The organism is Breoghania sp. JC706 (assembly GCF_037026715.1).
Taxonomy (GTDB): Bacteria; Pseudomonadota; Alphaproteobacteria; order Rhizobiales; family Stappiaceae; genus Breoghania.
The window spans coordinates 39055-62602 of the sequence record NZ_JBANCG010000005.1; the positions used below are offsets into that span (position 1 = coordinate 39055).

Below are 23548 nucleotides of genomic sequence, written 5' to 3' on the forward strand. Positions count from 1 at the left end.
ATCGGGCACAGTCGTGCTACCGGATCAGGTCTTGCGGTCGTTTCTACGGGCGCGGGCGGAAACTGAGGAGCGCGCGATGAAAGTGGTGATCTGCGGAGCCGGCCAGGTCGGCTATGGCATCGCCGAGAAACTGGCGGCGGAACAGAACGACGTTTCCGTCATCGATTCCTCGCCCAAGCTGGTCAACGCCATTCGCGACACGCTCGACGTGCGCGGTTTCGTCGGCCACGGCTCTCATCCCGACACGCTGGCGCTCGCCGGTGCAGACCAGGCCGACATGCTGATCGGCGTGACCCTGTATGACGAGGTCAACATGGTCGCCTGCCAGGTGGCCCATTCGCTCTTCAACGTGCCGACGAAGGTCGCCCGCATCCGGGCCCAGAGCTACCTGCAGACCCATTGGCAGGATCTTTTCTCGCGCGACAACATGCCGATCGACGTGATCATTTCGCCCGAGATCGAGGTGGGCGAGATGGTGCTGCGGCGCATGGCGCTGCCCGGCGCGGTGGAAACGATCCGCTTCGCCGACGATCAGGTCGTCGTCGTCGGCATCCTGTGCGAGGAGGATTGCCCGGTCGTCGACACGCCGCTCAGGCAGCTGACCGAGCTTTTCTCCGATCTCGGCGCCGTCGTTGTCGGCGTGTTGCGCGGCAACCATCTGTTCGTGCCCAAGAGTGCCGATTCCATGCTCGAAGGCGATCTGGTCTATGTGGTTGCCAAACGCGACCATGTCCGCCGGACCCTGGCCATCTTCGGGCATGAAGAGCCGGAGGCGAACCGGGTGGTGATCGCCGGCGGCGGAAATATCGGGCTCTACGTCGCGCGCAACATGGAACAGCGGCAGTCGCGGGCCAAGATCAAGATCATCGAAAACTCGCGCGACCGTGCCATCCAGATCGCGGACGACCTCAAGCGCACGGTGATCCTTCACGGCTCCGCGCTCGACCAGGAAATCCTGCGCGAGGCCGACATCCAGGAAGCCGACACCATGGTCGCGCTCACCAATGACGACGAGGTCAACATCCTGTCCTGCGTCATGGCAAAGAAGCTCGGCTGCCGGCGCAACCTGAGCCTTCTCAACAACACGAGCTATCCCGCTTTTGCGCACGCGCTCGGCATCGATGCCTTTATCAATCCGCGGGCGGTGACGATCTCCAAGATCCTTCAGCATGTCCGCCGGGGGCGCATTCGCGGCGTCCACTCGCTGCAGAACGGCCAGGCCGAGGTCATCGAGGCGGAAGCATTGGAAACCTCACCGCTGGTCGGCAGGCCGCTTTCCGCGGTGGACCTGCCGGACGGCATCCGCGTGGGTGCGATCTACCGCGACAACACCGTCATCACGCCGAGTGGCCGAACCCAGATCGAAGCCAACGACCGCGTGGTGATCTTCGCCACGGCCGACCGCGTCCGGCAGGTGGAGCAGATGTTCCGCGTCAGTCTCGAATTCTTCTGAGACGGCCGGGCGACCGATATGACGGGCACCCTCTATTTTCTGTCGATCCTGCTGCTGGCCTTCGCAGCGGCGATGACGCTGCCGGCTGCGGTTGCGGCGGCAGGCGGCAACGGGACGGTCGCGCTCGAGTTTCTCATGCTGGCGGCGCTGATATCGTTCGTTGCCGCAGGCACATTCGTTGCCCTGAGGGGCCGGTTGAAGCGGTTCGACCGGGTCCAGAGTTATGTGCTGCTCGTTGCCGTCTGGGCGGTGCTGTCGGCGGTCGGAGCCTTGCCGTTTCTCACAATCGGCGGCATGGCGCCGGGAAATGCGATATTCGAAGCGGTATCCGGCCTGACGACGAGCGGCGGTACGGTTCTGACGAATTTCGATGCCGTACCGTTTGCGCTGATCGTCTGGCGATCGGAGTTGCAGTGGCTCGGCGGCTTGCTGACGCTTCTCGGCCTTACGCTCGTTTCCGCGCCTGCGGGAATCGGCGGCTTGCCCGACCGGCATATCCGGCTGGTGGGTATCGAAGGCTATCGCGACCGGCAACGGGTTGCCGCGGCCGTCCGGGACATTTCCGGTTTCTATCTCATCGTGACGCTGGCCTGCATCGTGCTGCTGCTGATTTCCGGCCTCCCGATGCTTGATGCGGTTTGTCTGGCGTTCGCGACCGTTTCCACCGGCGGTTTCCTGCCGAGAGGCGGCATGATCACATCCTACGCCAATCCGATGGCCGAAGTGGTGCTGATGGTCTTCATGCTGGTCGGCGCGACCAGCCTGTTGTGGCAGCGCATGTTGCTGCTCGGGCGCATACAGATGCTGAAGCAGCATCGGGAAAGCTATTCGGTCATGATCCTCGCCGGCGTTCTCGGGCTCATCTACGCGGCCGTGCTATTTCGCGCGGCGGGCTCGGCGTCGGTTCTTAGCCCGTTCCAGGCGTTGCGCGAAGGCATGTTCACCGCGATATCGCTTGTCACCACGACGGGTTTCGAGGCGCGCGAGGCGGGGTTTGCCGTGCTGCCGCTGACCCTGGTGCTCTTCGTTGCGCTGGTCGGTGGCGGAACCTTTTCCACCGCCGGGGGGCTGAAGCACTATCGCGTCGGCGGCATGGCGGTTCAGGCCTATCGGGAGCTTGGCCGGCTGGTCTATCCGCATGCGATTCGACCCGCCCATTTCGGCTCGCAGGCCTACGACATCCAGCTCATGAAGGCGATCTGGAGCTTTTTCGTCGCGGCCATCCTGATCATCGCGCTCGGTTCGCTGGCGCTCGCCCTGGAGAACATGGACTACGAAGGCGCCCTGATCGCGGCCATAGCGTCCTTCTCCAATATCGGTACGCTCTATTCGAGCGGCTGGCTTCCGATCGATGCGCCGCGATGGCCGGATTATGCCGACTTCAATGCCCATACGAAGCTGATTCTCTGTGCCTTGATGATCCTGGGCCGGATCGAGGTGCTGGCGCTCTTCGGCGCCTTGAACCGCACCTACTGGCTGCGCCGCTGAATGGCAGAAGGCGAAAGCCTCGCGCACGGTTCGTGGCAGACGTTTCGTGCAAGTCGCCATCGCAAAACAACTGTACGCCAGCGTACATATATCGAACGGCCGTGATGTTCTGACGATGATGAGCGGGGGCTTGGCAGTCTCTGTGCGGGCGCACAGGTTGCAGACATCGCGATCTGCACCGATTGCCTTGGAAAGGCCATGCAATATTTGCTAAGGATCCGGCCGTCGATGTGGTGGGAGTTGTCATTGGGCGTTATGCCGGGCCGGACGGTCGCGGGTGGATGAACGTCTTGTCGCTGTTTCCAGTCGAGGCGTTGCAAACGGGATAGGGACAAGCCACGCGAAATTGCCACGGTTGGTGCATTCGCATGCGCAAACAATTCCGGTATGATTGCAGCTGTGTTTGCTTTTTGTCCGTTCAAAGGCGCGCTTATGGCGCAGGTGAACACTTTGAGGTCCGAGCGACGAGACAAGATGCGGGCAGGCATCTGGACAGTCACCGGAACCCCGTTCGCGCCGGGTTCAATCGGTTGAACGGGGCAAGAAAAGAGGGAAGGGCCGAAAGTACGACTTCGCCGGTTTCGGCAAGACGTATACGATCGGTACGAAAACAGGACCGCGTCACGGTTGCAAAGACAGGCCACGCGGGGGGTAAGAGGTGCGGAGAATTTCCGGGGGCATGTGTTCGCGTTGGCTGTCGGCTCATCGCGAACGTGGTCGGGACGGCTCTTCAGGGATTTCACCGACAACGTGCAGAACGGCGGGCGATTCCGGCGCGAGCGAGCCGGCCGGTTTCCCGGTGGTTTTGAACGCCAAGGCACATGTGTCCGGCACACGGCCGGCAATGGCCCGAAAAGCATCCGTGTAACAAGACTAGGACGCCGCGGCCGCGTCCGCGCAGAACAGGAAAAAAACAAATATGGCAGACCGCGCTCAAAATCTTCAGGATACGTTTCTCAATCATGTTCGTAAGGGCAAGACTCCGCTGACGATCTTTCTGGTCAACGGCGTGAAGCTTCAGGGCGTCGTGACGTGGTTCGACAATTTTTGCGTGCTGCTGCGGCGCGACGGTCATTCGCAACTCGTCTACAAGCATGCTATCTCCACCGTGATGCCGAACCAGCCCGTTCAGCTGTTCGACCCCGGTGAAGAAGAGACGGAAAAGGCACAAGGCTAATTGAAACCCGTCGACAGGCGGAAATCCGACAAGACGAGCGTGCCGGAGGCGGCGGGCTCGGATGACGGCGTGACACACGGCACGCCGACCCTTGTCGTGGTCCCGATCCTGCGGGGACGGAAGTCCGCGCAGGACGATGGTACGCGCCGCACACCTGAAGCCCGGCTCGAAGAAGCCGTCGGGCTGGCCGCAGCCATCTCCCTCGATATTCGCCATTCCGGCGTGGTGCAGCTCGGCGAGCTGCGTCCCGCGACGCTTTTCGGCACCGGCAAGGTGGAAGAGCTGGGAGCGATCGTGAAGGCGGAAGAGGTGGACCTCGTGGTCGTCGACCATGTGTTGTCGCCCGTCCAGCAGCGAAATCTGGAAAAAGCCTGGAACGCCAAGGTTCTGGACCGCACCGGCCTGATCCTGGAGATCTTCGGCGAACGCGCCCGGACAAAGGAGGGGCGGCTTCAGGTCGAACTCGCCCATCTCACCTGGCAGAAGTCGCGACTCGTGCGGTCCTGGACCCACTTGGAGCGTCAGCGCGGCTCGCTCGGCTTCATCGGTGGTCCCGGCGAAACCCAGATCGAGGCGGATCGCCGGATTATCCAGGAACGCATCACCAAGCTTGAGAAAGAGCTCGAGCAGGTGCGTCGCACGCGCACCCTGCACCGCTCCCAGCGCCGGAAGGTGCCGCACCCGGTCGTCGCACTCGTGGGATACACCAACGCCGGCAAGTCGACGCTGTTCAACCGGTTGACGCAGGCCGACGTGATGGCGGAAAACCTGCTCTTCGCCACGCTGGACCCGACGCTTCGCCGGATCACGCTGCCGCATGGGCAGGAGGTGATGCTGTCGGATACGGTGGGCTTCATCTCCGAGCTGCCGACACACCTCGTCGCCGCCTTCCGCGCCACGTTGGAAGAGGTGCTTGAGGCAGATCTCATCCTGCACGTGCGGGACATCAGCCACGAGGACAGCGCCGCTCAGGCGGAGGACGTGAAGGTGACGCTGGAGCGTCTCGGCGTCTCGCCGAAGGACGGCGCCCGGATCGTCGAGGTGTGGAACAAGATCGACCGGCTTGCACCCGAGAACCGGGAAGGGCTCCTTTCCCGCACACAGACGGGCGAGGAAGCGGTCGCCGTTTCGGCCCTGACGGGTGAGGGGGTCGACAACCTGCTCGCACGTATCGAAACCCTGCTGACGGCAGAGCGCGAGATCATCGATCTCCATATTCCGTCCGCCGACGGCGAAGGGCTGGCCTGGCTCTACCGGTCCACGGAAGTGCTCTCGCGAGAGGAAAACGACGGCGTCATGGATCTGCGCGTCAGGGTTCCGGAAAAGGCCCTCGACGTGTTCCGTCAGCGTTTCGCAGGGCAGATCGATCCGGTGAAGTAGGCGGGGGCACCCAAAGCGCCATGTGCGGCCGGCTCATTCGGCCGCACGTTCCCGTGCCTTGGCCGCCTGCCACTCGCCCTCCATCTCCTCCAGGCTCATCTCGTCGAGCGTGCGCCCGGCAGCGCGCGCGGCCTCCTCGATGGCGGCAAAGCGGCGCCGGAACTTCCTGTTCGTGCCAGCAAGTGCCTTCTCAGGTTCAAGCGTCAAGTGCCGCGCGAGATTGGCGACGGCGAAGAGCACATCGCCGAGTTCGTCTTCCATCTCCGGCGTGGCATCGCCTCTGCCGGCGGCGATCTCGACTTCGAGCTCGTCCAGTTCCTCGCGGATCTTTGCGATGACCGGGCCCGGTTCGCCCCAGTCAAACCCCACCTTCGCCGCCTGTTTCTGGAGCTTTTCGGCTTCCATCAGGGCGGGCAGGGCACTTGTCACGCCGTCGAGCAGGCCGGGGGTCTTGTCGGGATCGAGGCCGGCGGCGATCCGGCGCTCGCTGCGTTCGCGTTTTTCCTCCGCCTTGATCTGCTCCCACAAGCCCTTGACCATCCCTGCATTGCGCGCCTCCGCATCGCCAAAAACGTGGGGATGCCGGCGGATCATCTTTCTCGTCACGGTTTCCACCACGTCGGGAAAGGCAAAGCTGCCTTCCTCGGAGGCCATCTGCGCGTGATAGACCACCTGCAGCAGCAGATCGCCCAGCTCCTCGCAAAGATCGACAGGATCGCCGCGGTGGATGGCATCGGCCACCTCGTAGGCTTCCTCGATCGTGTAGGGGGCGATGGTCTCGAACGTCTGTTCGACATCCCACGGGCAGCCGGTTTCCGGCTGGCGCAGCGCCGCCATGATCTCTATGAGGCGGGAAATGTCGCGGGAAGGCTGCATGGGAAATGTCCGGTTGCGGGGAGGGGAAGCGAGTCCCCCCAACCTTAGCAAACCGGGAGACAGGCGACGAGGCCGGCGCCTCTCCGGTTCAAGGTCTCGTTTCAGTTTTCCGGTCAGTTTTCCGGCACGCAAATCTCGCGACGCGAGATCGCTCCCAGGGTCTTTGCGACAAGAAGCAGAATCACGCAGACGAGCACGCCGTAGAGACCGAAACCGATCATGCGATGGGGCCCGGAATGGGTCAGGTCCGCGTAGACGAACGTGGCGATCGTGAAGGCGGCGATGGGAAACGAATAGGCCCACCAGGAAAGGGCGTAGGGCAGGCGACGAAGCTTGCCGATCTGAGCCGCGATGATCAAAAAGAACAGGGCGGATGCGTAGTAGAGGATGCGGGCGAACGGATCGAGCCCCCCGGCAAACTGGATGTAGGCGATGAGCCCAACGGCCGGGGGCGCAATCAGGATCACCAGTGTCGGCATCAGTTTTGCCGGCAATGGATTGTGGAAGATCAGACGATTGAAAACGAGCGTCAGCAGCACCAGCCAGAACAGCAAGCCGACCGAGAAGAAGAACCACGACACCTCGACGAACCCGAAGCCGACACCTGCAACAGGCACGAGGATGTTGCCGACCGCAGGAATGAACCAGGCGGGGTTTATGTGTACCGCTTCGAAGGGCCGATGGCCGATCCAGGCGGAGACGACCGCGAGCGTTCCGCAAAGATGGAGGAAAGTCCCGACCGCCCAGATGGTAACGGCCATGGGGCCCGGAGCGGCCTTGGCCATGGCCGTTGCGATCAGGATCAAGCTGATCGATATGGCGGGAAAGAAGCAGATCCGGACCGGATGGTTCCATTCCTCAGCAACGGCATCCGGATAGCGTGCCGCCTTGGTGGCGTACAGTGCGGCGATGACGATGAATGTCAGAATGGTGATGCTGAGCACCGTCAGGGGGATAAGCGGATTTCCGCCGAGAGCGTGTTGCAGGCGCTGTGTGGCAAGCGTCAGCCCCGCAAGCCCCATGACGATCGCGAAGAAGCTGACGGGGAAATTCTTCAGCCGTGGTTGGACGGCTGTCTGGGCATCGGGTATCGAGGCCATCGGCGCTGGGAATCCTCATATCGACGATTTTGAATATGAAAACCGTCGATAGCGTGCCGCGTGATCCCACACATTGAAGTTCGTCAGTCGCGATGCAAAAAAGCGCCGGCGGCCGGAACCGGTTTCGCGGACGCTTTCGTCTCGTGAGAGAACGTGACCAGCGCGGCTGCGGCCAAAGCGCGTCCTTGCAGGCGGAGGGCACCCAAACGCATTGGCGGGCGAGGCGCACTTGTCTGTAGGTCGGTCAACACATAAGTTGGGGGCATGAAAGAGATCGACTTGAGTGCGCGACGGCGCGAGATTATCCGTCAATACTTCCGCTACGTCGATACGGGAGACAGTCGTATCCTCGACCTGTACACGGACGATGTGGAGTTGTTGTTCCCCAAGTTTGGTCGAACACGCGGGAAGGACGCGATGCGCACCTTCGGTGCGCGTATGTCGGCAATACTAGGTAGACTGGAGCATGATATCGAGGGATTGGCCTTTGTAGAGGCCGGTAATACGATTGTCGTCGAGGGCCGGGAGTGGGGCGAAATGGCAGATGGCACGCCGTTTCCTGACGGCGAAATTTCACAGGGCCTATTTTGCAACGTCTTCGAGTTCGAAGGCGAGCTTATTAAGGCGGTTCGGATTTACGTGGACCCTGATTTCAACAGCGCGGATCAATCAAGGATCAGTGCTTTGCGCTGATCCTTGAGTATCGTTCCCATTCCTCTTTTTAGATAAGGTCGCTGCGATGGCTAATCGCCAGCCTATCGCCAACCTGGTCAGCAAGCGGACCGAAAGCTCTGCCACCCATAGCAGACTTCAAAACACAAATGGGCAAAAGTCCGGCTCAAAACATCGCTCCCGAAAAGCCGGGGAAGCCTAGCGCCTTTGTTGCAGTTTGGGAGGATAGAATGTGTCTGCTCTCGTAGCTTATTCGCATAAGATATATTATGGAATTTTATTGGATCACATGATCGGCGGAAAACTGCGGCCTATCGGCCATTGCCGCTCAACGATCATCAGCATTCTTCAGGATCGCGGCTACCGCCGATGACCTCTCGTGCGGTGTCGAAACCGAAGCCGGCGCGACAGAGCGCGGCCATGTCGCGTTCGCGATAGTCGTCACGGCTGCCGCGCGTGCGCCAGGGACCAAGCCGGCGGCGTCTGGCGAAGCGTCGGGCCGCTTCCGTTTCGTCCGTGTCGTCAGCTGCGAGCACGCGATCTATCAACGGTTTGCCGATGCCCTTGGCGGCGAGTTTTGCCTCGATCTGGCGTCTGGAGGTTCCGCGTCGGCGCAGCGAGGATGCTTTGGTCTCCGCATAGGCGGTGTCGTCCACCAGCCCGATGGCGATACACCGCTCCACGGTCGCGGCGACGATATCGGAAAATTCGACCGGCTCCCGGTCGTGCGCTCGCGCGGCCCTGGCGACCTTTCGCTCCATGACGCGACGAAGATTTTCCGAAGACGACGAATACCGTTCCAGATAGGCGACGGCCGACCGCATAAGCCGGTCTTTGTCCGGCAGCTTGTAGACCTTGCGGCGCGTCTTTTCGCGCTTGTTGCCCGTTTCCTCTTCCATTGCGCGGTTGTCCCAGATTCCGGGACCCGATGCAAAGGCCGCAGCGTCCCGGACACTTTCAGTGGCCGCCGCCACCTCCGCCCATCGCCTGGGGCTTCTTGACGAATACAAGCGCCACCAGCAATGCCGCGAAAAGTCCCGTCAGCACCAGGAACAGGTCCGCGAACGACATCACGAAGGCCTCGCGTGTCACCATGTTCGAGATGGTCGCGAGTGCCGCGCTGTCGGCCGCGGTTCCCAGCGACGAATAGGCATGCGCAATGCCCGCGATGGTTTCCGTCACCACGTGACGCGAACCGTTGATGCTTTCGGAAAGCCGCTCGTAATGGAAATCCTGGCGATTGGTCAGCATCGTGTTGATGACGGCAAGCCCCACCGCGCCGCCGAGATTTCGCGTCAGGTTGAAAAGACCCGAGGCGTTCTTGATCATGTGCGGTGGCAGAAGCCCGAGCGCGATGTTGTTGATGGGGACCATGCAGATCATCAGCGACACGCCACGAAGGATCTGCGGAACGAACAACTCCCAGAAATCCCAGTCCTTGGTGATGCCCGTTACCATCCAGGTGCCAAGCGCGAAGCCGGCGAAGCCGAGCCCCATCATTGCGCGCGGATCAAGCACGGACATGAGCCGCCCGGCGAGAGGCGCCGCCAGGAACATCGCCGCACCGGAGACGAACATCGTCTCGCCGATCTGCAGGGCGTTGTAATCTCGGATCCCGGCCAGATAAACGGGATAGAGATAGGTCAGGCCGTAAAGCCCGATGCCCATGGTGAAGCTGAAGATGCTGCCCATGGTGAAATTCGTGTCGGAGAAGGCGCGCAGGTCCACGATCGGTTCATCCGCCGTGAAGGCCCGCCAGAAGAAAACGAAGGCGCCGATCGACGAGGAGATGGTCAGGAACAGGATGGTCTCGCTCTGGAACCAGTCGTCGGAAGCCCCCTCCTCCAGCACGTATTCCAGCGATCCCAGAAAGACCGCGAGCCCGGCGAGCCCCGTCCAGTCGAGCTTTTCGAACAGCGAGAAATCCGGCTCGTCGAAATCGATGAGTATGATTGCTGCAATCGTAACGAAGACCCCGGGCACGACGTTGATAAGAAACAGCCAGTGCCAGGAGAAATACTCTGTCAGATACCCGCCGAGCGTCGGCCCAATCGTCGGAGCAAGGGTCGCAACCAGCCCGATCAGCGGCGAGACGATATTGAACTTCGCCCGCGGGAAAATGAGATAGGCGGACGCGAAAACGGTCGGGATCATGCCCCCGCCTATGAAGCCCTGCAGCGCGCGGTAGACGATCATCTCGTTGATCGAGGTCGCGGTGGAGCAGAGCAGGCTCATCGCGGTAAAGCCGCCTGCGGAGATGGCGAACATCCAGCGGGTGGAAAGCATGCGCGAGAGATAGCCCGACAGCGGGATCATGATGACCTCGGCAATCAGGTAGCTCGTCTGTACCCACGGGATCTCGTCGGATGACGCGCTGAGGCCCGACTGGATTTCGCTCAGCGACGCGGAGACGATCTGGATGTCCAGGATCGCCATGAACATGCCGAACACCATGCACATGAAGGTGAACAGCTTGCGTCCGTCGATGTGGGTGTCTTCCACTGGCGCGGCTCCTGCCGCGGTCGGGTTCTGGCTGCTCATGGCATCCGCTTCATGAAGTCTCGACTGACGCTTTCCTCGTGAGGTGCATTCAACCCCTCACGAGACGGCTCGCTGCGTTATCCGGCTTGTTTGCGCAAATGCTTGTCGATCGGACTGCACCTATCCGACCGCGACGGCCCGCCTCAGCGGATCTGTGCTGCCTGAGCCGTACCGGGGGCGCCTCCCGTGCGGGTATCGATGCTGGCCTCGACGGACATGCCGGCGCGCAGATGCCCGCGTTCGGCCTCCGAGCGTGATACCGCAATCCGCACGGGCACCCGCTGAACGACCTTCGTGAAGTTGCCGGTGGCATTTTCCGGCGGCAGCAGCGAAAACACCGCACCCGTGGCCGGAGAGATGCTCTCCACCGTGCCGTGGATCGGTTCGCCCGGATATGCGTCCACCTCGATGTCGACCTTGGCGCCGGGTTCGATGCCTTCAAGCTGCGTTTCCTTGAAGTTCGCGTCGACATAGACCTTCGAGAGCGGCACCATCGATGCGATGCGGCTGCCGGCCTGAAGGTAGTTCCCGACCTCGGCGGCGCGATTGCCCACGACACCGTCAACAGGCGCGCGGATGACAGTGAACTTCAAATCGCGCTGTGCCTTCGCAAGCGTTGTTTCCGCCGTCCGCACGGCCTGAATCGCTTCTGCCCGCTGCGCCTCCAGAACACCGATATTGGCTTCCGCGAGTGTAACCGCCGCCTTGGCGGAGGCGACATTGGCGCGGCTTTCCTTCAGTTCCGCGTCCGCAGAATCCAGCGTCGACTGGCTGGTGGTCTTGGTCTCAACCAGCCGCTTCTGACGTTCATAGTCGGTCTTGGCCATGACGAAACGGGCATCTGCCGCATCGACGGATGCCTTTGCCTGCTCGACGCTGGCGTGCCCCGCCTCTATCTGCCTGTCGATGCGCACAACGGCGGCCTTTGCCGATGCAACGCCATCCTGCGCCGACTGCACCGCAAGCCTGTAGTCTCCATCATCGAGCCGGACCAGCACGTCCCCTGCCCTGACCGCCTGGTTTTCCCTGACCTCAACGGCGGCGACATGGCCGGAAACCTTGGAAAGAACGGTCGTGATGTCCGCGCTGACATAGGCGTCATCGGTCGTTTCGAAGAAGCGCCCGTGCGTCCACCAGGAATATCCTTCATAGGCCCCGAAGGCGATGCCGCCGGCGAGAAGCACGAGCAACACCCGCCGCGCCTTGCCGCCCCGCTTGGGCTGCTGCGACCGTTCATTTTTCTTTGCGGGCGCTGCGGGTTCGTTCCCAGGTTTTGCCTCTGACGCGCTGCGGCCCGTTTTTGCCTCGCTGCGTCCGTCGTCATTTTCCTGCCTGTCGGTCACCGGCGCATTCTTCGCAGATGCGCTGTCGCTGCCCGGCCGGACGTCGGCAGTCGCTCCATGCGGAGTTGACGGGCGTGCCTCAGCATCTGTCTCGGTGGCGTTGGCGGCTTGGCCGGAAGGCGTGGAACGGTCTGTGCGATAAGCCACTGCGGGAGCCTTTTTGCCTTGGTCGTCATTCGCGGTGCAAGGGTATTGACTGAACGGTTCGGTCAGTGTCTATATGTCCCATTATGCCGCACAAGGCAAGTGGTCGCATGGCGGGAAATGTGCACTGCAAAAAGAACGTTCATGCAGCGTTCGGGCCTGCGGCGGTGCCGGATTTTCGGGGTGACAGGTGCAACCGAGGATCGCTGACCTGTGCGATCCGTGTCCCAAGATCCATTTTCTCGTTTCAATTGAACATATTAGCTGGTGACCGGCATGTGCTCGGCTGATAAATTTGATCTCATTGAGCCCCCGCCCATAGCTTCTGAGAGCTGATACGGATGGATGTATGACTGCTGTTCGACGGTCGAAGAAAAACGCGGATCGAGTTGCGGCGCCGGCGCCTGCGGCGGCGCTTTCCGCCGATGTTGCGCCCGTTGAGGACAACGCCAAACGGCGCCAGATCCTGGAGGGCGCCCGTCTGGTTTTCCGGGCGAAGGGCTTCGACGGTGCCAGCATGGAGATGATTGCCAGGCAGGCGAATGTCTCCAAGGGCACGCTCTATGTCTACTTCGACAGCAAGGAAGCGCTGTTCGAAGCGTTGATCCACGCAGACAGGCACCGGCAGGCCGAAGCGCTCATGGATGTCGAGGCCAACAGGGTCGAAGACATCGTCGCGGATCTTCAGCGCCTCGGGCGCACCTATGTCAGGCTGATGACCTCGCCCGACAAGGTGGCAATGCTGCGAATGGTGATCGGTGCGGCGGAGCGGTTTCCGCAGTTCGGACAGCTGCTTTACGAGGCCGGCCCCGTCTGCGGCGCCGCGCGCCTCAGCCGTTACCTGGAAAGCCGGGTCGCGTCCGGAGACCTCAAGCCCTGCGATACGACGCTCGCTGCCTCGCACTTTTTCGAGCTCTGCGTGGCGCGCCTGATGAAGCGCCTGCTCTTCGGCGTCTCGACCACGCCGAGCGAAGAGGAAATCGCAAAGACGGTGGATCTCGGGGTGGACGTTTTTCTCGCTGCCTATGGCGCCGACAGGCGTTGACGAGGTTTCGTCGCCGGATATGCGAGGCGCCTCGCTAATCGGCAATTGCCTCTATGATCATACCATCGTAGGCGGGCTCCACATGCTCGGGCAGATTTGCGACGAGCGTGCAGTAATCCATGTCCAGATGCATGTTGGTGATGATAGCCCGGCGGGGCTTCATCCGATCGAACCAGCCAAGGGCGTCGTCGAGCGAAAAATGGCTCGGATGCGTCTTCGGCCGCAGTGCATCGAGAATCCAGGTATCGAGGCGTTCCAGCAAGGCCGCGCTCTCGTCCGGTATGGCCTTAACGTCCGGCATGTAGGCGATATCGCCGATGCGGAAGCCGAGGGCATCGATCTCGCCGTGATTGACCTCGATCGGCAGGGCCGTGATCGGTCCGCCCTCACCTTCGATGGTCACGGCCTTGCCCGGCTGCAGGCGGTGCTCGGCCAGGATCGGCGGATAGCCCGAGCCCGGAAGCGTCGAGAAGCAGTAGCCGAATGCCGAGCGTGCCCGCTCCGACGTCATCGCATCCATATAGACAGGAACGCGGCGGCGGTTGTGGATGGCGATCTGGCGCAGATCGTCGATGCCGTGAATGTGGTCGGCATGGGCATGCGTGTAGAGCACCGCATCCAGATTGCCGACATCGGCGTCGATGAGCTGCTGGCGCATGTCGGGGCCGGTATCGATCAGAACCTGCGTGCGACCGCCGTTCTCCGCGATGCGTTCCACCATCAGCGAGCAGCGCCGGCGCCGGTTGCGCGGTTCGGCCGGATCGCATTCGCCCCACACGTTGCCGATGCGCGGCACGCCGCCGGACGAGCCGCAGCCAAGAATGGTGAACCGGTAGTGAGATGTCATCGATGCGCTCCCGCGCCGTTGCGCCGGTCCATCAGCCCGCAGCCCGTGCGCGATCGACCCTGGAAAACAGGCGGTAGAAATTCTCGGTCGTCGTTGCGGCGATCTCCTCGAAGGAGGCGCCCCGCGTCTCGGCCAGGACCTTCGCCGTGTTGACGACGAAGGAGGGTTCGTTGCGCTTGCCGCGCTTCGGCACCGGCGCGAGATAGGGGCTGTCGGTTTCCACCAGCAGCCGGTCGGCGGGGATCTCGCAGGCGATATCGCGGATTTCCTCCGACTTCTTGAAGGTCAGGATGCCGGAAAAGGAGAGGTAGAGCCCGAGTTCGACGCCGCGCAACGCCAGCTCGCGGCCGGACGAGAAGCAATGCAGGATGGCCGGAAAAGCCCCCTTCCCCATTTCTTCGCTCAGGATCGCGATCATGTCGTCATCGGCATCGCGCGAATGGATGACAAGCGGCAGGCCGGTGCGACGCGCGGCATCTATGTGCCGGCGAAAGCCCTCGGCCTGCGCCTCACGTGGTGCCTTGTCATAGAAATAGTCGAGCCCCGCCTCTCCGATCGCCACGATTTTCGGATGAGCCTCGGCCATCTCCACCAGCTGATCGGCGGAAATGTCGAGTTCCTCGTCCGCGTTGTGCGGATGTGTGCCAATGGAGCACCAGACGCAGTCGTAGCTTTCCGCAATCGCGCGGATCCGGTCGAACTGCTTCACCCTCGTGGAGATGGTCACCATCGTTTCCACGCCAGCTTCATTGGCGCGCGCGACGATGGCGTCCCGCTCTTCCTCGAAATCGGGAAAATCGAGATGGCAATGACTGTCGACGAGCATCAGGCCGCGCCCTCTGCCTTCTGCTCCTCGACATAGCGGGGAAAGACCCCCTTGGGCTGCGGCAGGGTGACGCCCGGCTTCAACCGGCCAGCTGCACCGAGGTGCGCAAAGCTGCGCTCATCCGCGCCGAGCGCCAGAAGATCGAGCAGCTTTTCGCACGAGGTCGGCATCACCGGCTGCGCGAGGATCGTGACCTGACGCACGACCTCCGCCGTCACGTAGAGCACCGCGGCCATGCGCGCAGGGTCCGTTTTCTTCAGCGCCCATGGTTCCTGCGCCGCGAAGTACCTGTTCGCCTCGGCAACCACCGACCAGACGGCGGCGAGCGCGTGGTGAATTTCCTGCTTTGCCATTGCCGCGCGGCACGTCTCCAGCAGCGCGTCGGCCTGGGCGAGGATCGCCTTGTCGTCGTCCGTGAATTCACCCGGCTCGGGCAGCGTGCCGCCGAGGTTCTTGGCGATCATCGACAGCGAGCGCTGGGCGAGGTTGCCGAGATCGTTGGCGAGATCGGCGTTGGTTCGGTTGACGATGGCATCGTGGGAATAGTTGCCGTCCTGGCCGAAGGGCACCTCGCGCAGCAGGAAGAAACGCAGCTGGTCGAGGCCGTAGTGCTCGATCAGCGCGAACGGATCGATGACGTTGCCGACCGACTTCGACATCTTCTCGCCGCGGTTGAACAGGAAGCCATGGGCGAAGACGCGGCTTGGCAGCGCGATGCCGGCCGACATCAGGAACGCCGGCCAGTAGACGGCATGGAAGCGCACGATGTCCTTGCCGATCACATGCAGGTTCGCCGGCCAGTATTTCCACTTCGGGTCAGACTCGTCCGGAAAGCCCAGCGCGGTGATGTAGTTGGTCAGCGCATCGACCCAGACATACATGACGTGCTTGGGGTCGCCAGGCACCGGGATGCCCCAGTCGAAGGTGGTGCGCGAAATTGAAAGGTCCTTCAGCCCGCCCTTGACGAAGCTCACCACCTCATTGCGGCGTTCGGCCGGACCGATGAAGTCGGCATTCGCTTCGTAATGGGCGAGCAGCTTGTCCTGATAGGCGGAGAGCTTGAAGAAGTAGCTTTCCTCCTCAACCCATTCCACCGGCGTGCCCTGCGGCCCGTAGCGAACGCCGTCTTCGCGCAGCTCCGTCTCGCCTTCCTGATAGTAGGCCTCGTCGCGCACCGAGTACCAGCCGGAATAGCTGTCCTTGTAGATGTCGCCGTTGGCCTCCATGCGGCGCCAGATCTCTTGGCACGATTTGTAGTGGCGCTCCTCGGTGGTGCGGATGAAATCGTTGTTGGAACAGCCCAGCGCCGCCACCATGTCCTTGAAGCGCGCCGCGTTGCGGTCCGCAAGGTCGCGCACGGGCATGCCTTCGCGCGCCGCCGTCTGGTGCATCTTCTGGCCGTGCTCGTCGGTTCCGGTCAGGAAATACACGTCGCGGCCGTCCAGCCGGTGGAAGCGCGCGATGGTGTCGGTCGCGATCGCCTCGTAGGCGTGACCGATATGCGGCACCCCGTTGGGGTAGGAAATCGCGGTCGTGATGTAGAACGGCGTGGTCTCGGTCATGAGAATCCTGTCATGCGCGGCGGTCGCGGAAACTCGCCCGAAGCGCAAACCGAACGACGCTGCCGGCCCGGCGCCGTTCGGCTTGTGGTCGTGATTGCGAAAAAAGCCGGCTGAATTTCGTCTCAAGCGGCGGGCTTGCCGCGCACTGCCTCGCCCAGCGCCTGGAAGGCCCCCAGAACCACCTGTTTGCGATCGAGGTTGAGCGCATCGGAGAGCGACGCCGCACGGGTCGTCTTTTCCCACACCTCGCTCCACCTGACAAGGCGGGCCGGCGGCACGCCTGCTGCCGCATCCTCCCGCAGCCGGTGATCGAGCCAGTCGCGTAGCAGATCGAGAAAGATGCGGTAGGATTCCTCCGATTTCCGGTCGCTCACCACATCCGCAAAACGATGCACTTGGCGAAGATCCGGATCGGGCAACGCGGCGATGAGCCGGTCGAGCCCGTTCGCCACCTCGATGCCGCCGGCATCGAGCAGCTGGATGGCCCGGCGCAGCGATCCGTCGGCGAGTGTTGCGGCATGTTCCGCCTCTTTGCCGCCCCGGTCGAACATCTCAAGCCCTTGCGAAATCTCTCCCGTGCTCAGGGGCTTCAGGTCAAGCCGCCGGCATCGCGAGCGGATCGTCGGCAGAAGCCGGCCGGGCGAATGGGAGAGGACAAAGAACAGACATTTCTCAGGCGGCTCTTCAAGAACTTTCAGCAAGGCGTTGGCCGCACTTGCATTCATGTCATCAGCAGCATCAACGATACAGACCCGCCACCCGCCGTAGGCTGATGTGGAGCCAAAGAAGGAAACCGTTCGCCGCACCTCCTCCACCGTGAGAACGGTCTTGAAACGTTTGCCTTTCTCGTCCCAGGGGCGGCGCAGATGCAGCAGATCGCCATGACTGCCGGCCATCACCCGACGCACGATCGGATCGGCCGGTTCGACGGACAGGTCGGCGGCGAGAGCCAGCTGCGGGGCGTTGCGGTCGGGATGGCTGAGCACGAAACGCGCCATACGAAAGGCCAGCGTGGCCTTGCCGATCCCCTTCGGGCCGCCGATGAGCCATGCGTGGTGCAGGCGCTGGGAGCGATAGGCCTCGAGCAGCGTCACCTCGGCGTCGCGATGCCCGATCAACCGCATCTGCTCGCGCGGCAGAGGCAGGCCCTCGATCCGGTCGAATTCGGGTGTGGTTTCGATGTCGCCTGCGGCCATGGCCTACTTCCCTGCCCGCCCGTCGGTTCGCACGACGCTGTCGGCAATCGGGCCAAGCCGGCCTTCCACGATCTCGATGATCGCGGCGGCCACCTGTTCGGGCTTGCGCGATCCGTCGACAACGACGCAGCGCTCGGGTTCGCTCCTGGCGATCTCCAGAAAACGCGCCCGCCGATTGGCGTGAACGTCGAGGTTCTCGCGCTCGAAACGGTCCTTCTCGGCCCCGCCCGAGGCGCTGTCGCGCCCCGCAATGCGCTTGAGGCCTAGCCGGGGGGGGATGTCCACGATCACGGTGAGATCGGGCGAAAGCCGCCCGACAGCGACGTCCTCGAGCTTTTCAAGCAGCGCCGGCTCAACGCCGCTCTCGCCCTGATAGACGCGGGTGGAATCAATGAACCGGTCGCACAGAACCCACTTGCCGGCCGCCAGAGCGGGTTCGATGGTTTCCGCGACATGGTCGGCGCGGGCTGCGGAAAAGAGAATGGCCTCGGCTTCCGGGCCGAGCGCTTCGGCCGCGCCCGACAGCAACACGTGCCGTACCGCCTCCGCTCCGGGCGAGCCGCCGGGCTCGCGCGTGGTCACGACATCGACGCCGCAGCTGCGCAGATACTCGGCGAGCCGGGCGATCTGCGTCGATTTCCCGGCCCCCTCGCCGCCTTCGAAAGTGATGAATTGTCCTCGCAAGATCGCTTCCTTGAGGCCTGGCCGACGCAATGACGCGCGATTGACGCTGCCGCGGCAGGGTCCCGCCCGCCCATTCGGCCTTTATACGGTGTCGGCGGTTCCGTTACCACCAGCCGAACAGAAGTTCGCGTGCGCCGTCCACGGCCCTCTGGTCAAGCCGCCCGACGCCGATATCTTTCGCCGTGAAGAGCGGCGCGGTCTGAACGAGCTTCTTGCCCTGATAGAGGTGAAGTTCTCCCACGCGCATGCCCTTCCTCACCGGCGCGGGCACGGGCCCCTGATAGACCACGCGCATCCGGTACGCTTCTCGTCCGTCGCGGGGCAGCGTCATCTCGACGGGGGCATAGGAGACAAGCGGGACATAGCCGTCGCTGCCGCCGAAAACGCGGGCCTCCGCAACCGTCTCGTTCGCGGCGAATATGGTGACTGTCTCGAATTGCTCATAGCCGTCGCGAAGCAGATTCACGGCGGCCGCATCGCGCTCTTCAGCGTCGGACAACCCGGAGACGACGGCCACCAGCCTGCGCCCGCCATTGAGCGAGGAGGAGACGAGGCCGTGGCCCGCGCCTTCGGCGAAGCCGTCCTTCAGGCCATCGATGCCAAGGGAATTGCCCAGCAGCGGTGTACGGTTGCGCTGATAGATCCGATTCCAGGTGAAGGCTTCTTCGGAGAAGATCTTGTAGAGCTGCGGATGCGCCTTGACGATGTGAGCCGCAAGGATCGAGAGATCGCGTGCGGTGGTCTGCGTCTCGGCGCCCGGCAATCCAGTGGAATTGCCGAATTTCGAGTGGGTCATTCCCAGTTCTCGCGCGCGCGCGTTCATCGCGGAGGCGAAGGCTTCTTCCGATCCCGCCAGTCCTTCGGCGACGATGATGCAGGCGTCGTTGGCATTCTGGATCATGATGCCGCGGATAAGGTCGGCAACCGGAACCTCGGAATTGAGAGCCGCGAACATGGTCGTCGTGCGCGCCGGAGCCCCGCCCGTTCGCCACGCATGCTCGGAAACCGGAAAGGTCGTCTCCAGCGACACGGCGCCCTTGTCGAGCGCCTCGAACAGCACCTCCAGTGTCATCAGCTTGGCCATCGAGCCCGGCTCGAAGGGGATATCGGCCGCCTTCTCGAAAAGCACGGTGCCGCTGGCAAGGTCGGTCAGGATCGCTCGCTTGGCCTTCGTCTCCACCGCGGCCAGCGCCGGCGTGCAGACGAGCGAGGAAAGAACCGCGCCCAATACCAGCAGGAATGCCGTGGTATGGAAGACTCGGGCCGCGATTGCCCTCTTCATCATGAGCTGGTTCCCGAACAACCGATTCCCGCCAGGCGGACGATCCGCGGCGTCTCGTTTTGCGAAAGGACGCAAGAAGACCGCGCGTTTTCCCGATCCTCGGCGAAAATACGGCAACGTCCGGCCGATTGGAAACGGCCGCGCCATCAAAAACGCTACATATGTTCATAAATCGAGAGGCGCGTGGTATCGGGGTCACGCAAATCCGTGCGCGACCTCCGATCGCTTCTCGTCAGCGCCGGTCTTGCGCGACAGCCGCAAGCTGGCGGGGCGACACGCCGCCCTGCATCTGCGTCAGAACACCGTAGGCCGCATCGATTCGATGCTCAGGTGCAAAGGATGCCTTCGCTGAGCTCGGCACCGGCGGCAGGATTTCCGTCTTGTAGGACGCGGGCTGGACGAGGGACTGATAGCCCATCATCGTCTGCGCGCCACCCTGGATCCGCGGTTCGAATGTTCCGCCCGTGCCATAAGGACCGCTGTTGGCGGCCAGTGTGACATTCGCATCCGCCGTCTCGTAGGACTGGGCCGGATCGAACGCGACCTCGAAGCTCTCCGGGCCCGTCAGCATGGGACGATCGGGGGGAAGCGGCGCTGAGCCGACAATCGCGGCCGGCTGCTGTGCCATCGCCAGCATCGTGCCCGGCATCGTGGCGCCCGGCGACACGGCACCCGGCCCGCTGTAGGAGGCAAGCAGGTATTGCTGGTCGTGTCCGTCCATCCGCGCCCGACCGACGTACTGAACGCGCACCTTGGCCGTACCGGAGGACTTGAAGTCCAGCATGTCCGCCACGCGGCTGGAAAGGTCGATCACCCGGTTACCGTGGAACGGACCGCGATCGTTGACACGCACGATCATCGAACGGCCGTTCTTCAGGTTCGTGACGCGCGCATAGGAAGGAAGCGGCATCGTCGGGTGGGCGGCGGTCAGGGCGTTCTTGTCGAAAATCTCGCCGTTCGCCGTCATCCGGCCATGGAAGGTCGGGCCGTACCAGGAGGCGAGACCCACCTTGTCGTAGTCGCTATCAAGTTTCGGGCGGTACCACTTGCCGGCGATCTTGTAGGGCTTGCCGACAAGATATCGGCCGCCGCCCTTAGGTACCGGCTTGCCTTCGGAGACAACGCGAGGACTTCCCTTCACGCCGTACTTCTTCGGGTCGAACTTGTTTTTTGAGGTCGGGGTCGAGGCGCAGGCAGCCAGGGCAAGGCAGGCCGCGAATATCGTTGCGCCGTTCAAGATTTTGCGGAGGCCCGCAGAACGCGTATTCGCGCGGCCGTTCGCAGTCCCGTTCAGGGCGTCGTTCGCATCCGTCATGCCGTCATACTCGATACACATTGTCGGCTGGGGGACGTCGCGGAGAAAACAGAGGTCTCGCGCTCCACGCGCGAGCGCAAGGTCTGCCGCACACGAGCGGCGCAAGCACGTTTCCGGAGCCGTCCCCACAAACTCCAGTGCGCATTATCGCGCCGATGTCTTAACCGACGGCTAAGTCCTGACCGCATGCGGCTTTTCCGATTATCCCCGATATCACGAAGTCCGTATGGACCATCCGCGGGTCTTAATACAACCCTCAAGTCGAAAAAGACCACGAAGGCAATTGCACGCTTCGTGTGGCGAAGAGAAGATCGAACAAAGGCGAAAAAGTGACGAAGGCCTCAACCTGCGTCCCTTTGCCCCGGGAGCGCGGCCTCCGCGGCATGGGCCCGATCGGGGCTTGGCGGGCTTTTCCGGCATTTTCCATGTGTTTCGAAAAGCACGTCGAAGCTCCCCCACAAGGGGAGATTCCTCTATTCGCCTGTCTCCGCCAGCTTCTTGAGGCCCGACAGCCCTTTCTTCACATAGGTCTCCATGACCTCCACGGCGGCATCATCGCTGTAGCGACCTTCGGGTTCGTTGGTCGTGTCGGCACGAAAGAAACTCGCGCGCCACTCCACCGTCGCCCCCTCCCCAGCTGCCGTCACCGTGATGTCGTTGGTGTAGTAGCTCACCGGTATCACGTCGATGTTCTCTCTCGAGAGGCGCCAGCGGATCGTCATCGTCTCGTCATTCACGTCGTCGATGCCGTCGATCACGCTCCCGCCAGAGGCGAGCACGACCGTCCGCTTCGCCCCGCGTGCCTTGCCGTCGGTCCTTGCGCTCTCGACCATCGGATGCCAGGCGGCGAGCAAAACCGGATCGCGCACGATTCCCCAAACGGCTTCGGCGGAGGCTGCAATCCGGACCACATGAGACACACGCTGGGGCGTCGGACCGTGCGCCGTGGAAGGGCCCGTCAGTGCAAGCATCAGCACAGCGGCGACAAGGGCAAAGAGGTGGCTTTTCTGCATCGGATCACTCCCATTGTTTCTGTATCAGACGGGCTCTCGGGTTGGCTTTGCGCCTCCTGACCGAAGCTCGAACCGGAGGCCTCGCGGCGGGCCGATCCAGGCGAGCACAAGCAGTGCCAGTGCGACGCCTCCCAGATACGGCGCCGTTCCGCGGCGGACGACAACGTCGCGCCCGCCTCCCTGGGCATCGAGCGCTCTGGTCATCGCGTCGGGCCCGGCGGCCAGCCGCTCAAAGGCGAGGCCGCATGGTGCCGCGAGCGTTTTCAGGTAGTCCGCGCGCAATTCCGAGAGATGTTCGTGACCCGCCAAGTCGGCTTCGCCATAAGGGTTGTTGCGCGCATGATAGCCGGGCCGTGAGGCTGCGTCGGCCGGCGGGGGCCCGAGCCGCGCGGGCGCGTGCTGAACATCATCGGCATCGTAAAAGCCGATCTCGCGGCCCGTCTCGTCGAATTTGGGGATCGGCGCGGGTGCGATACCGCCGACACCGAGAATGAGACCGCGCGGGCATGAGCCGCGATAGGCATCTGGGCCCGAATAGGGCAACGGCGGCGCTTCCTGTCCGTCGGTGACGAAGACGAGGGCAACGCCGAGTTCCTGCGCCCGCGCCAGTGCATGGTTGAGGCCCTTGGCGATTCTGCTGTCGCCTTCCCAGGCCATGCGCCAATCGAGGGCGTCGAGCGTCGCAGTGAGGCTTTCGAAATCGTCGCAGACATCAATCGGCGTAAGCAGGGTCAGGCTGCGACGTTCGGTAAAGAGCCCGAGCCCGACCCGGGTGCCGCAGGGCTGGGCGGCGATCCATGCGCGCACCCCCCGCTTCGCGGCCTCAAGCCGCGCCGTCCCGCCCATATCGCGCACGTTCATCGACCGCGTGATATCGACGATCACCAAAGCGTCCTGCATCTGGCGACGCACGGCCATCGATGGATCGAAAACGGCGACAAGCGCCAGCACCGCCGCGACAGCGGGGAGCAGGATGCTGCGTCCCTTTCGCGCTTTCCGGCCCGCTTTCCGGTTCATGGCGCCCCCCGCGGCAGTCCCGGCAGATCGGTCCACACCCGGCGCGGCCGCGTGTCTTGCTCCTCTTCGTTGGCCTCCCCCTCGCGCGGCATATCGCGCACCAGCCGCATGGCAATATCGAGATTGACCTTTGCGTCGAAGTCACCCGGATCGGCATGGAGGGCGGCGCGATAGGCCCGCTTAGCGAGTGCCACCTCGGGGATCGCGTCTGAAGGCTTTCCCACGTCGATGAGTTCGTAAGCTGCGCGCATCCGGGCATTGCCGATCGCGAAATGGTAGGCTGAACGCAGCCTTTTGTCGGTGTTCGCGAGGCTGCCTTCAAGCGCTTCTGCCTCCATGACGTGGTCCCGCCATGTGAGAAACAGGGCACGTGCCAATATGGCGCGCGGATCTGCTCCTGCCCGTGGCGCGACATCGTGGCCTGCATGAAGTGCGCGGATCGTGCGGTTGTCGCGCATGTCGCCGTAGAGGTCCCAGGCCGCATCAACCATGCCTGCCGCCATCGCCAGCACCGTGACTACGAGCGCCGGGAATATCGCCCTGCGGCACCGTCCCCCCCAAGTTACGGCCCGGTCGCTTGGTATGGT

General features: G+C 63.0%; 21 protein-coding genes. 6 read left to right on the top strand and 15 right to left on the bottom strand.

Features of this window, described 5'->3' with window-relative positions; genetic code table 11:
* Positions 1 to 76 precede the first annotated feature (76 nt).
* The 4 genes from trkA (at position 77) to hflX (ending at position 5498) form a co-directional block, all read left to right on the top strand.
* The gene (trkA, locus tag V2L18_RS11170) at positions 77 to 1453 is read left to right on the top strand and encodes a Trk system potassium transporter TrkA (RefSeq protein WP_336178328.1); all 1377 of its coding nucleotides are present in this window, start codon (positions 77 to 79) and stop codon (positions 1451 to 1453) included.
* A gap of 18 nt (positions 1454 to 1471) precedes the next feature.
* A complete protein-coding gene (locus V2L18_RS11175) occupies positions 1472 to 2941 on the top strand; it encodes a potassium transporter TrkG (protein WP_336178329.1) in 1470 nt (489 codons plus the stop codon).
* Positions 2942 to 3860: 919 nt separating this feature from the next.
* Positions 3861 to 4118 (top strand): RNA chaperone Hfq, encoded by a 258-nt coding sequence (hfq, locus tag V2L18_RS11180; RefSeq protein WP_336178330.1) that lies wholly within the window; start codon positions 3861 to 3863, stop codon positions 4116 to 4118.
* 96 nt (positions 4119 to 4214) lie between these two features.
* Positions 4215 to 5498 carry a GTPase HflX gene (gene hflX, locus V2L18_RS11185; protein WP_336178724.1) on the top strand — a complete coding sequence of 428 codons (1284 nt, stop codon included), beginning with the start codon at positions 4215 to 4217 and terminating at the stop codon, positions 5496 to 5498.
* Between the two features lie 33 nt (positions 5499 to 5531).
* Here hflX and mazG read toward each other — a convergent pair whose 3' ends face one another.
* Both mazG and V2L18_RS11195 read right to left on the bottom strand, forming a co-directional pair.
* A complete protein-coding gene (gene mazG / locus V2L18_RS11190) occupies positions 5532 to 6374 on the bottom strand; it encodes a nucleoside triphosphate pyrophosphohydrolase (protein ID WP_336178331.1) in 843 nt (280 codons plus the stop codon).
* A gap of 113 nt (positions 6375 to 6487) precedes the next feature.
* Complete coding sequence (locus V2L18_RS11195) at positions 6488 to 7474, bottom strand: SLAC1 anion channel family protein (protein ID WP_336178332.1); 987 nt, start codon at positions 7472 to 7474, stop codon at positions 6488 to 6490.
* A gap of 264 nt (positions 7475 to 7738) precedes the next feature.
* On the opposite strand from V2L18_RS11195, the gene V2L18_RS11200 reads away from it, so the two are divergent.
* On the top strand, positions 7739 to 8167 hold the full coding sequence (locus V2L18_RS11200; RefSeq protein WP_336178333.1) for a nuclear transport factor 2 family protein: 429 nt from the start codon (positions 7739 to 7741) through the stop codon (positions 8165 to 8167).
* 317 nt (positions 8168 to 8484) lie between these two features.
* Here V2L18_RS11200 and V2L18_RS11205 read toward each other — a convergent pair whose 3' ends face one another.
* The 3 genes from V2L18_RS11205 to V2L18_RS11215 all read right to left on the bottom strand — a co-directional run bounded on the left by V2L18_RS11205 (position 8485) and on the right by V2L18_RS11215 (position 11880).
* Positions 8485 to 9045: a RecX family transcriptional regulator gene (locus tag V2L18_RS11205; RefSeq protein ID WP_336178334.1), complete on the bottom strand. Its 561-nt coding sequence runs from the start codon at positions 9043 to 9045 to the stop codon at positions 8485 to 8487.
* 58 nt (positions 9046 to 9103) lie between these two features.
* Positions 9104 to 10687 (bottom strand): DHA2 family efflux MFS transporter permease subunit, encoded by a 1584-nt coding sequence (locus V2L18_RS11210; protein ID WP_336178335.1) that lies wholly within the window; start codon positions 10685 to 10687, stop codon positions 9104 to 9106.
* Positions 10688 to 10830: 143 nt separating this feature from the next.
* Positions 10831 to 11880 carry an HlyD family secretion protein gene (locus V2L18_RS11215; RefSeq protein WP_336178337.1) on the bottom strand — a complete coding sequence of 350 codons (1050 nt, stop codon included), beginning with the start codon at positions 11878 to 11880 and terminating at the stop codon, positions 10831 to 10833.
* A 643-nt stretch (positions 11881 to 12523) separates the two neighbouring features.
* On the opposite strand from V2L18_RS11215, the gene V2L18_RS11220 reads away from it, so the two are divergent.
* Positions 12524 to 13219 carry a TetR/AcrR family transcriptional regulator gene (locus tag V2L18_RS11220; RefSeq protein WP_336178338.1) on the top strand — a complete coding sequence of 232 codons (696 nt, stop codon included), beginning with the start codon at positions 12524 to 12526 and terminating at the stop codon, positions 13217 to 13219.
* 34 nt (positions 13220 to 13253) lie between these two features.
* On the opposite strand, the gene V2L18_RS11225 is transcribed toward V2L18_RS11220, so the two are convergent.
* The 10 genes from V2L18_RS11225 to V2L18_RS11270 form a co-directional block, all read right to left on the bottom strand.
* The gene (locus tag V2L18_RS11225; protein ID WP_336178339.1) at positions 13254 to 14066 is read right to left on the bottom strand and encodes an MBL fold metallo-hydrolase; all 813 of its coding nucleotides are present in this window, start codon (positions 14064 to 14066) and stop codon (positions 13254 to 13256) included.
* Between the two features lie 31 nt (positions 14067 to 14097).
* Positions 14098 to 14892 carry a TatD family hydrolase gene (locus tag V2L18_RS11230; protein ID WP_336178340.1) on the bottom strand — a complete coding sequence of 265 codons (795 nt, stop codon included), beginning with the start codon at positions 14890 to 14892 and terminating at the stop codon, positions 14098 to 14100.
* On the bottom strand, positions 14892 to 16454 hold the full coding sequence (metG, locus tag V2L18_RS11235; protein ID WP_336178341.1) for a methionine--tRNA ligase: 1563 nt from the start codon (positions 16452 to 16454) through the stop codon (positions 14892 to 14894). The genes V2L18_RS11230 and metG overlap by 1 nt, the downstream gene beginning before the upstream one ends.
* Positions 16455 to 16576: 122 nt before the next feature.
* On the bottom strand, positions 16577 to 17650 hold the full coding sequence (locus tag V2L18_RS11240) for a DNA polymerase III subunit delta' (protein ID WP_336178342.1): 1074 nt from the start codon (positions 17648 to 17650) through the stop codon (positions 16577 to 16579).
* A 3-nt stretch (positions 17651 to 17653) separates the two neighbouring features.
* Entirely contained in the window at positions 17654 to 18337 is a 684-nt protein-coding gene (tmk, locus tag V2L18_RS11245) for a dTMP kinase (RefSeq protein ID WP_336178725.1), read from the bottom strand.
* A gap of 100 nt (positions 18338 to 18437) precedes the next feature.
* The gene (locus V2L18_RS11250) at positions 18438 to 19619 is read right to left on the bottom strand and encodes a D-alanyl-D-alanine carboxypeptidase family protein (RefSeq protein WP_336178343.1); all 1182 of its coding nucleotides are present in this window, start codon (positions 19617 to 19619) and stop codon (positions 18438 to 18440) included.
* Between the two features lie 229 nt (positions 19620 to 19848).
* Positions 19849 to 20817 carry a septal ring lytic transglycosylase RlpA family protein gene (locus V2L18_RS11255; RefSeq protein ID WP_336178726.1) on the bottom strand — a complete coding sequence of 323 codons (969 nt, stop codon included), beginning with the start codon at positions 20815 to 20817 and terminating at the stop codon, positions 19849 to 19851.
* A 587-nt stretch (positions 20818 to 21404) separates the two neighbouring features.
* Positions 21405 to 21944: an SRPBCC family protein gene (locus V2L18_RS11260; protein ID WP_336178344.1), complete on the bottom strand. Its 540-nt coding sequence runs from the start codon at positions 21942 to 21944 to the stop codon at positions 21405 to 21407.
* Between the two features lie 24 nt (positions 21945 to 21968).
* A complete protein-coding gene (locus V2L18_RS11265) occupies positions 21969 to 22961 on the bottom strand; it encodes a VWA domain-containing protein (protein ID WP_336178345.1) in 993 nt (330 codons plus the stop codon).
* A complete protein-coding gene (locus V2L18_RS11270) occupies positions 22958 to 23473 on the bottom strand; it encodes a hypothetical protein (RefSeq protein WP_336178346.1) in 516 nt (171 codons plus the stop codon). The genes V2L18_RS11265 and V2L18_RS11270 overlap by 4 nt, the downstream gene beginning before the upstream one ends.
* Between the last annotated feature and the right edge of the window lie 75 nt (positions 23474 to 23548).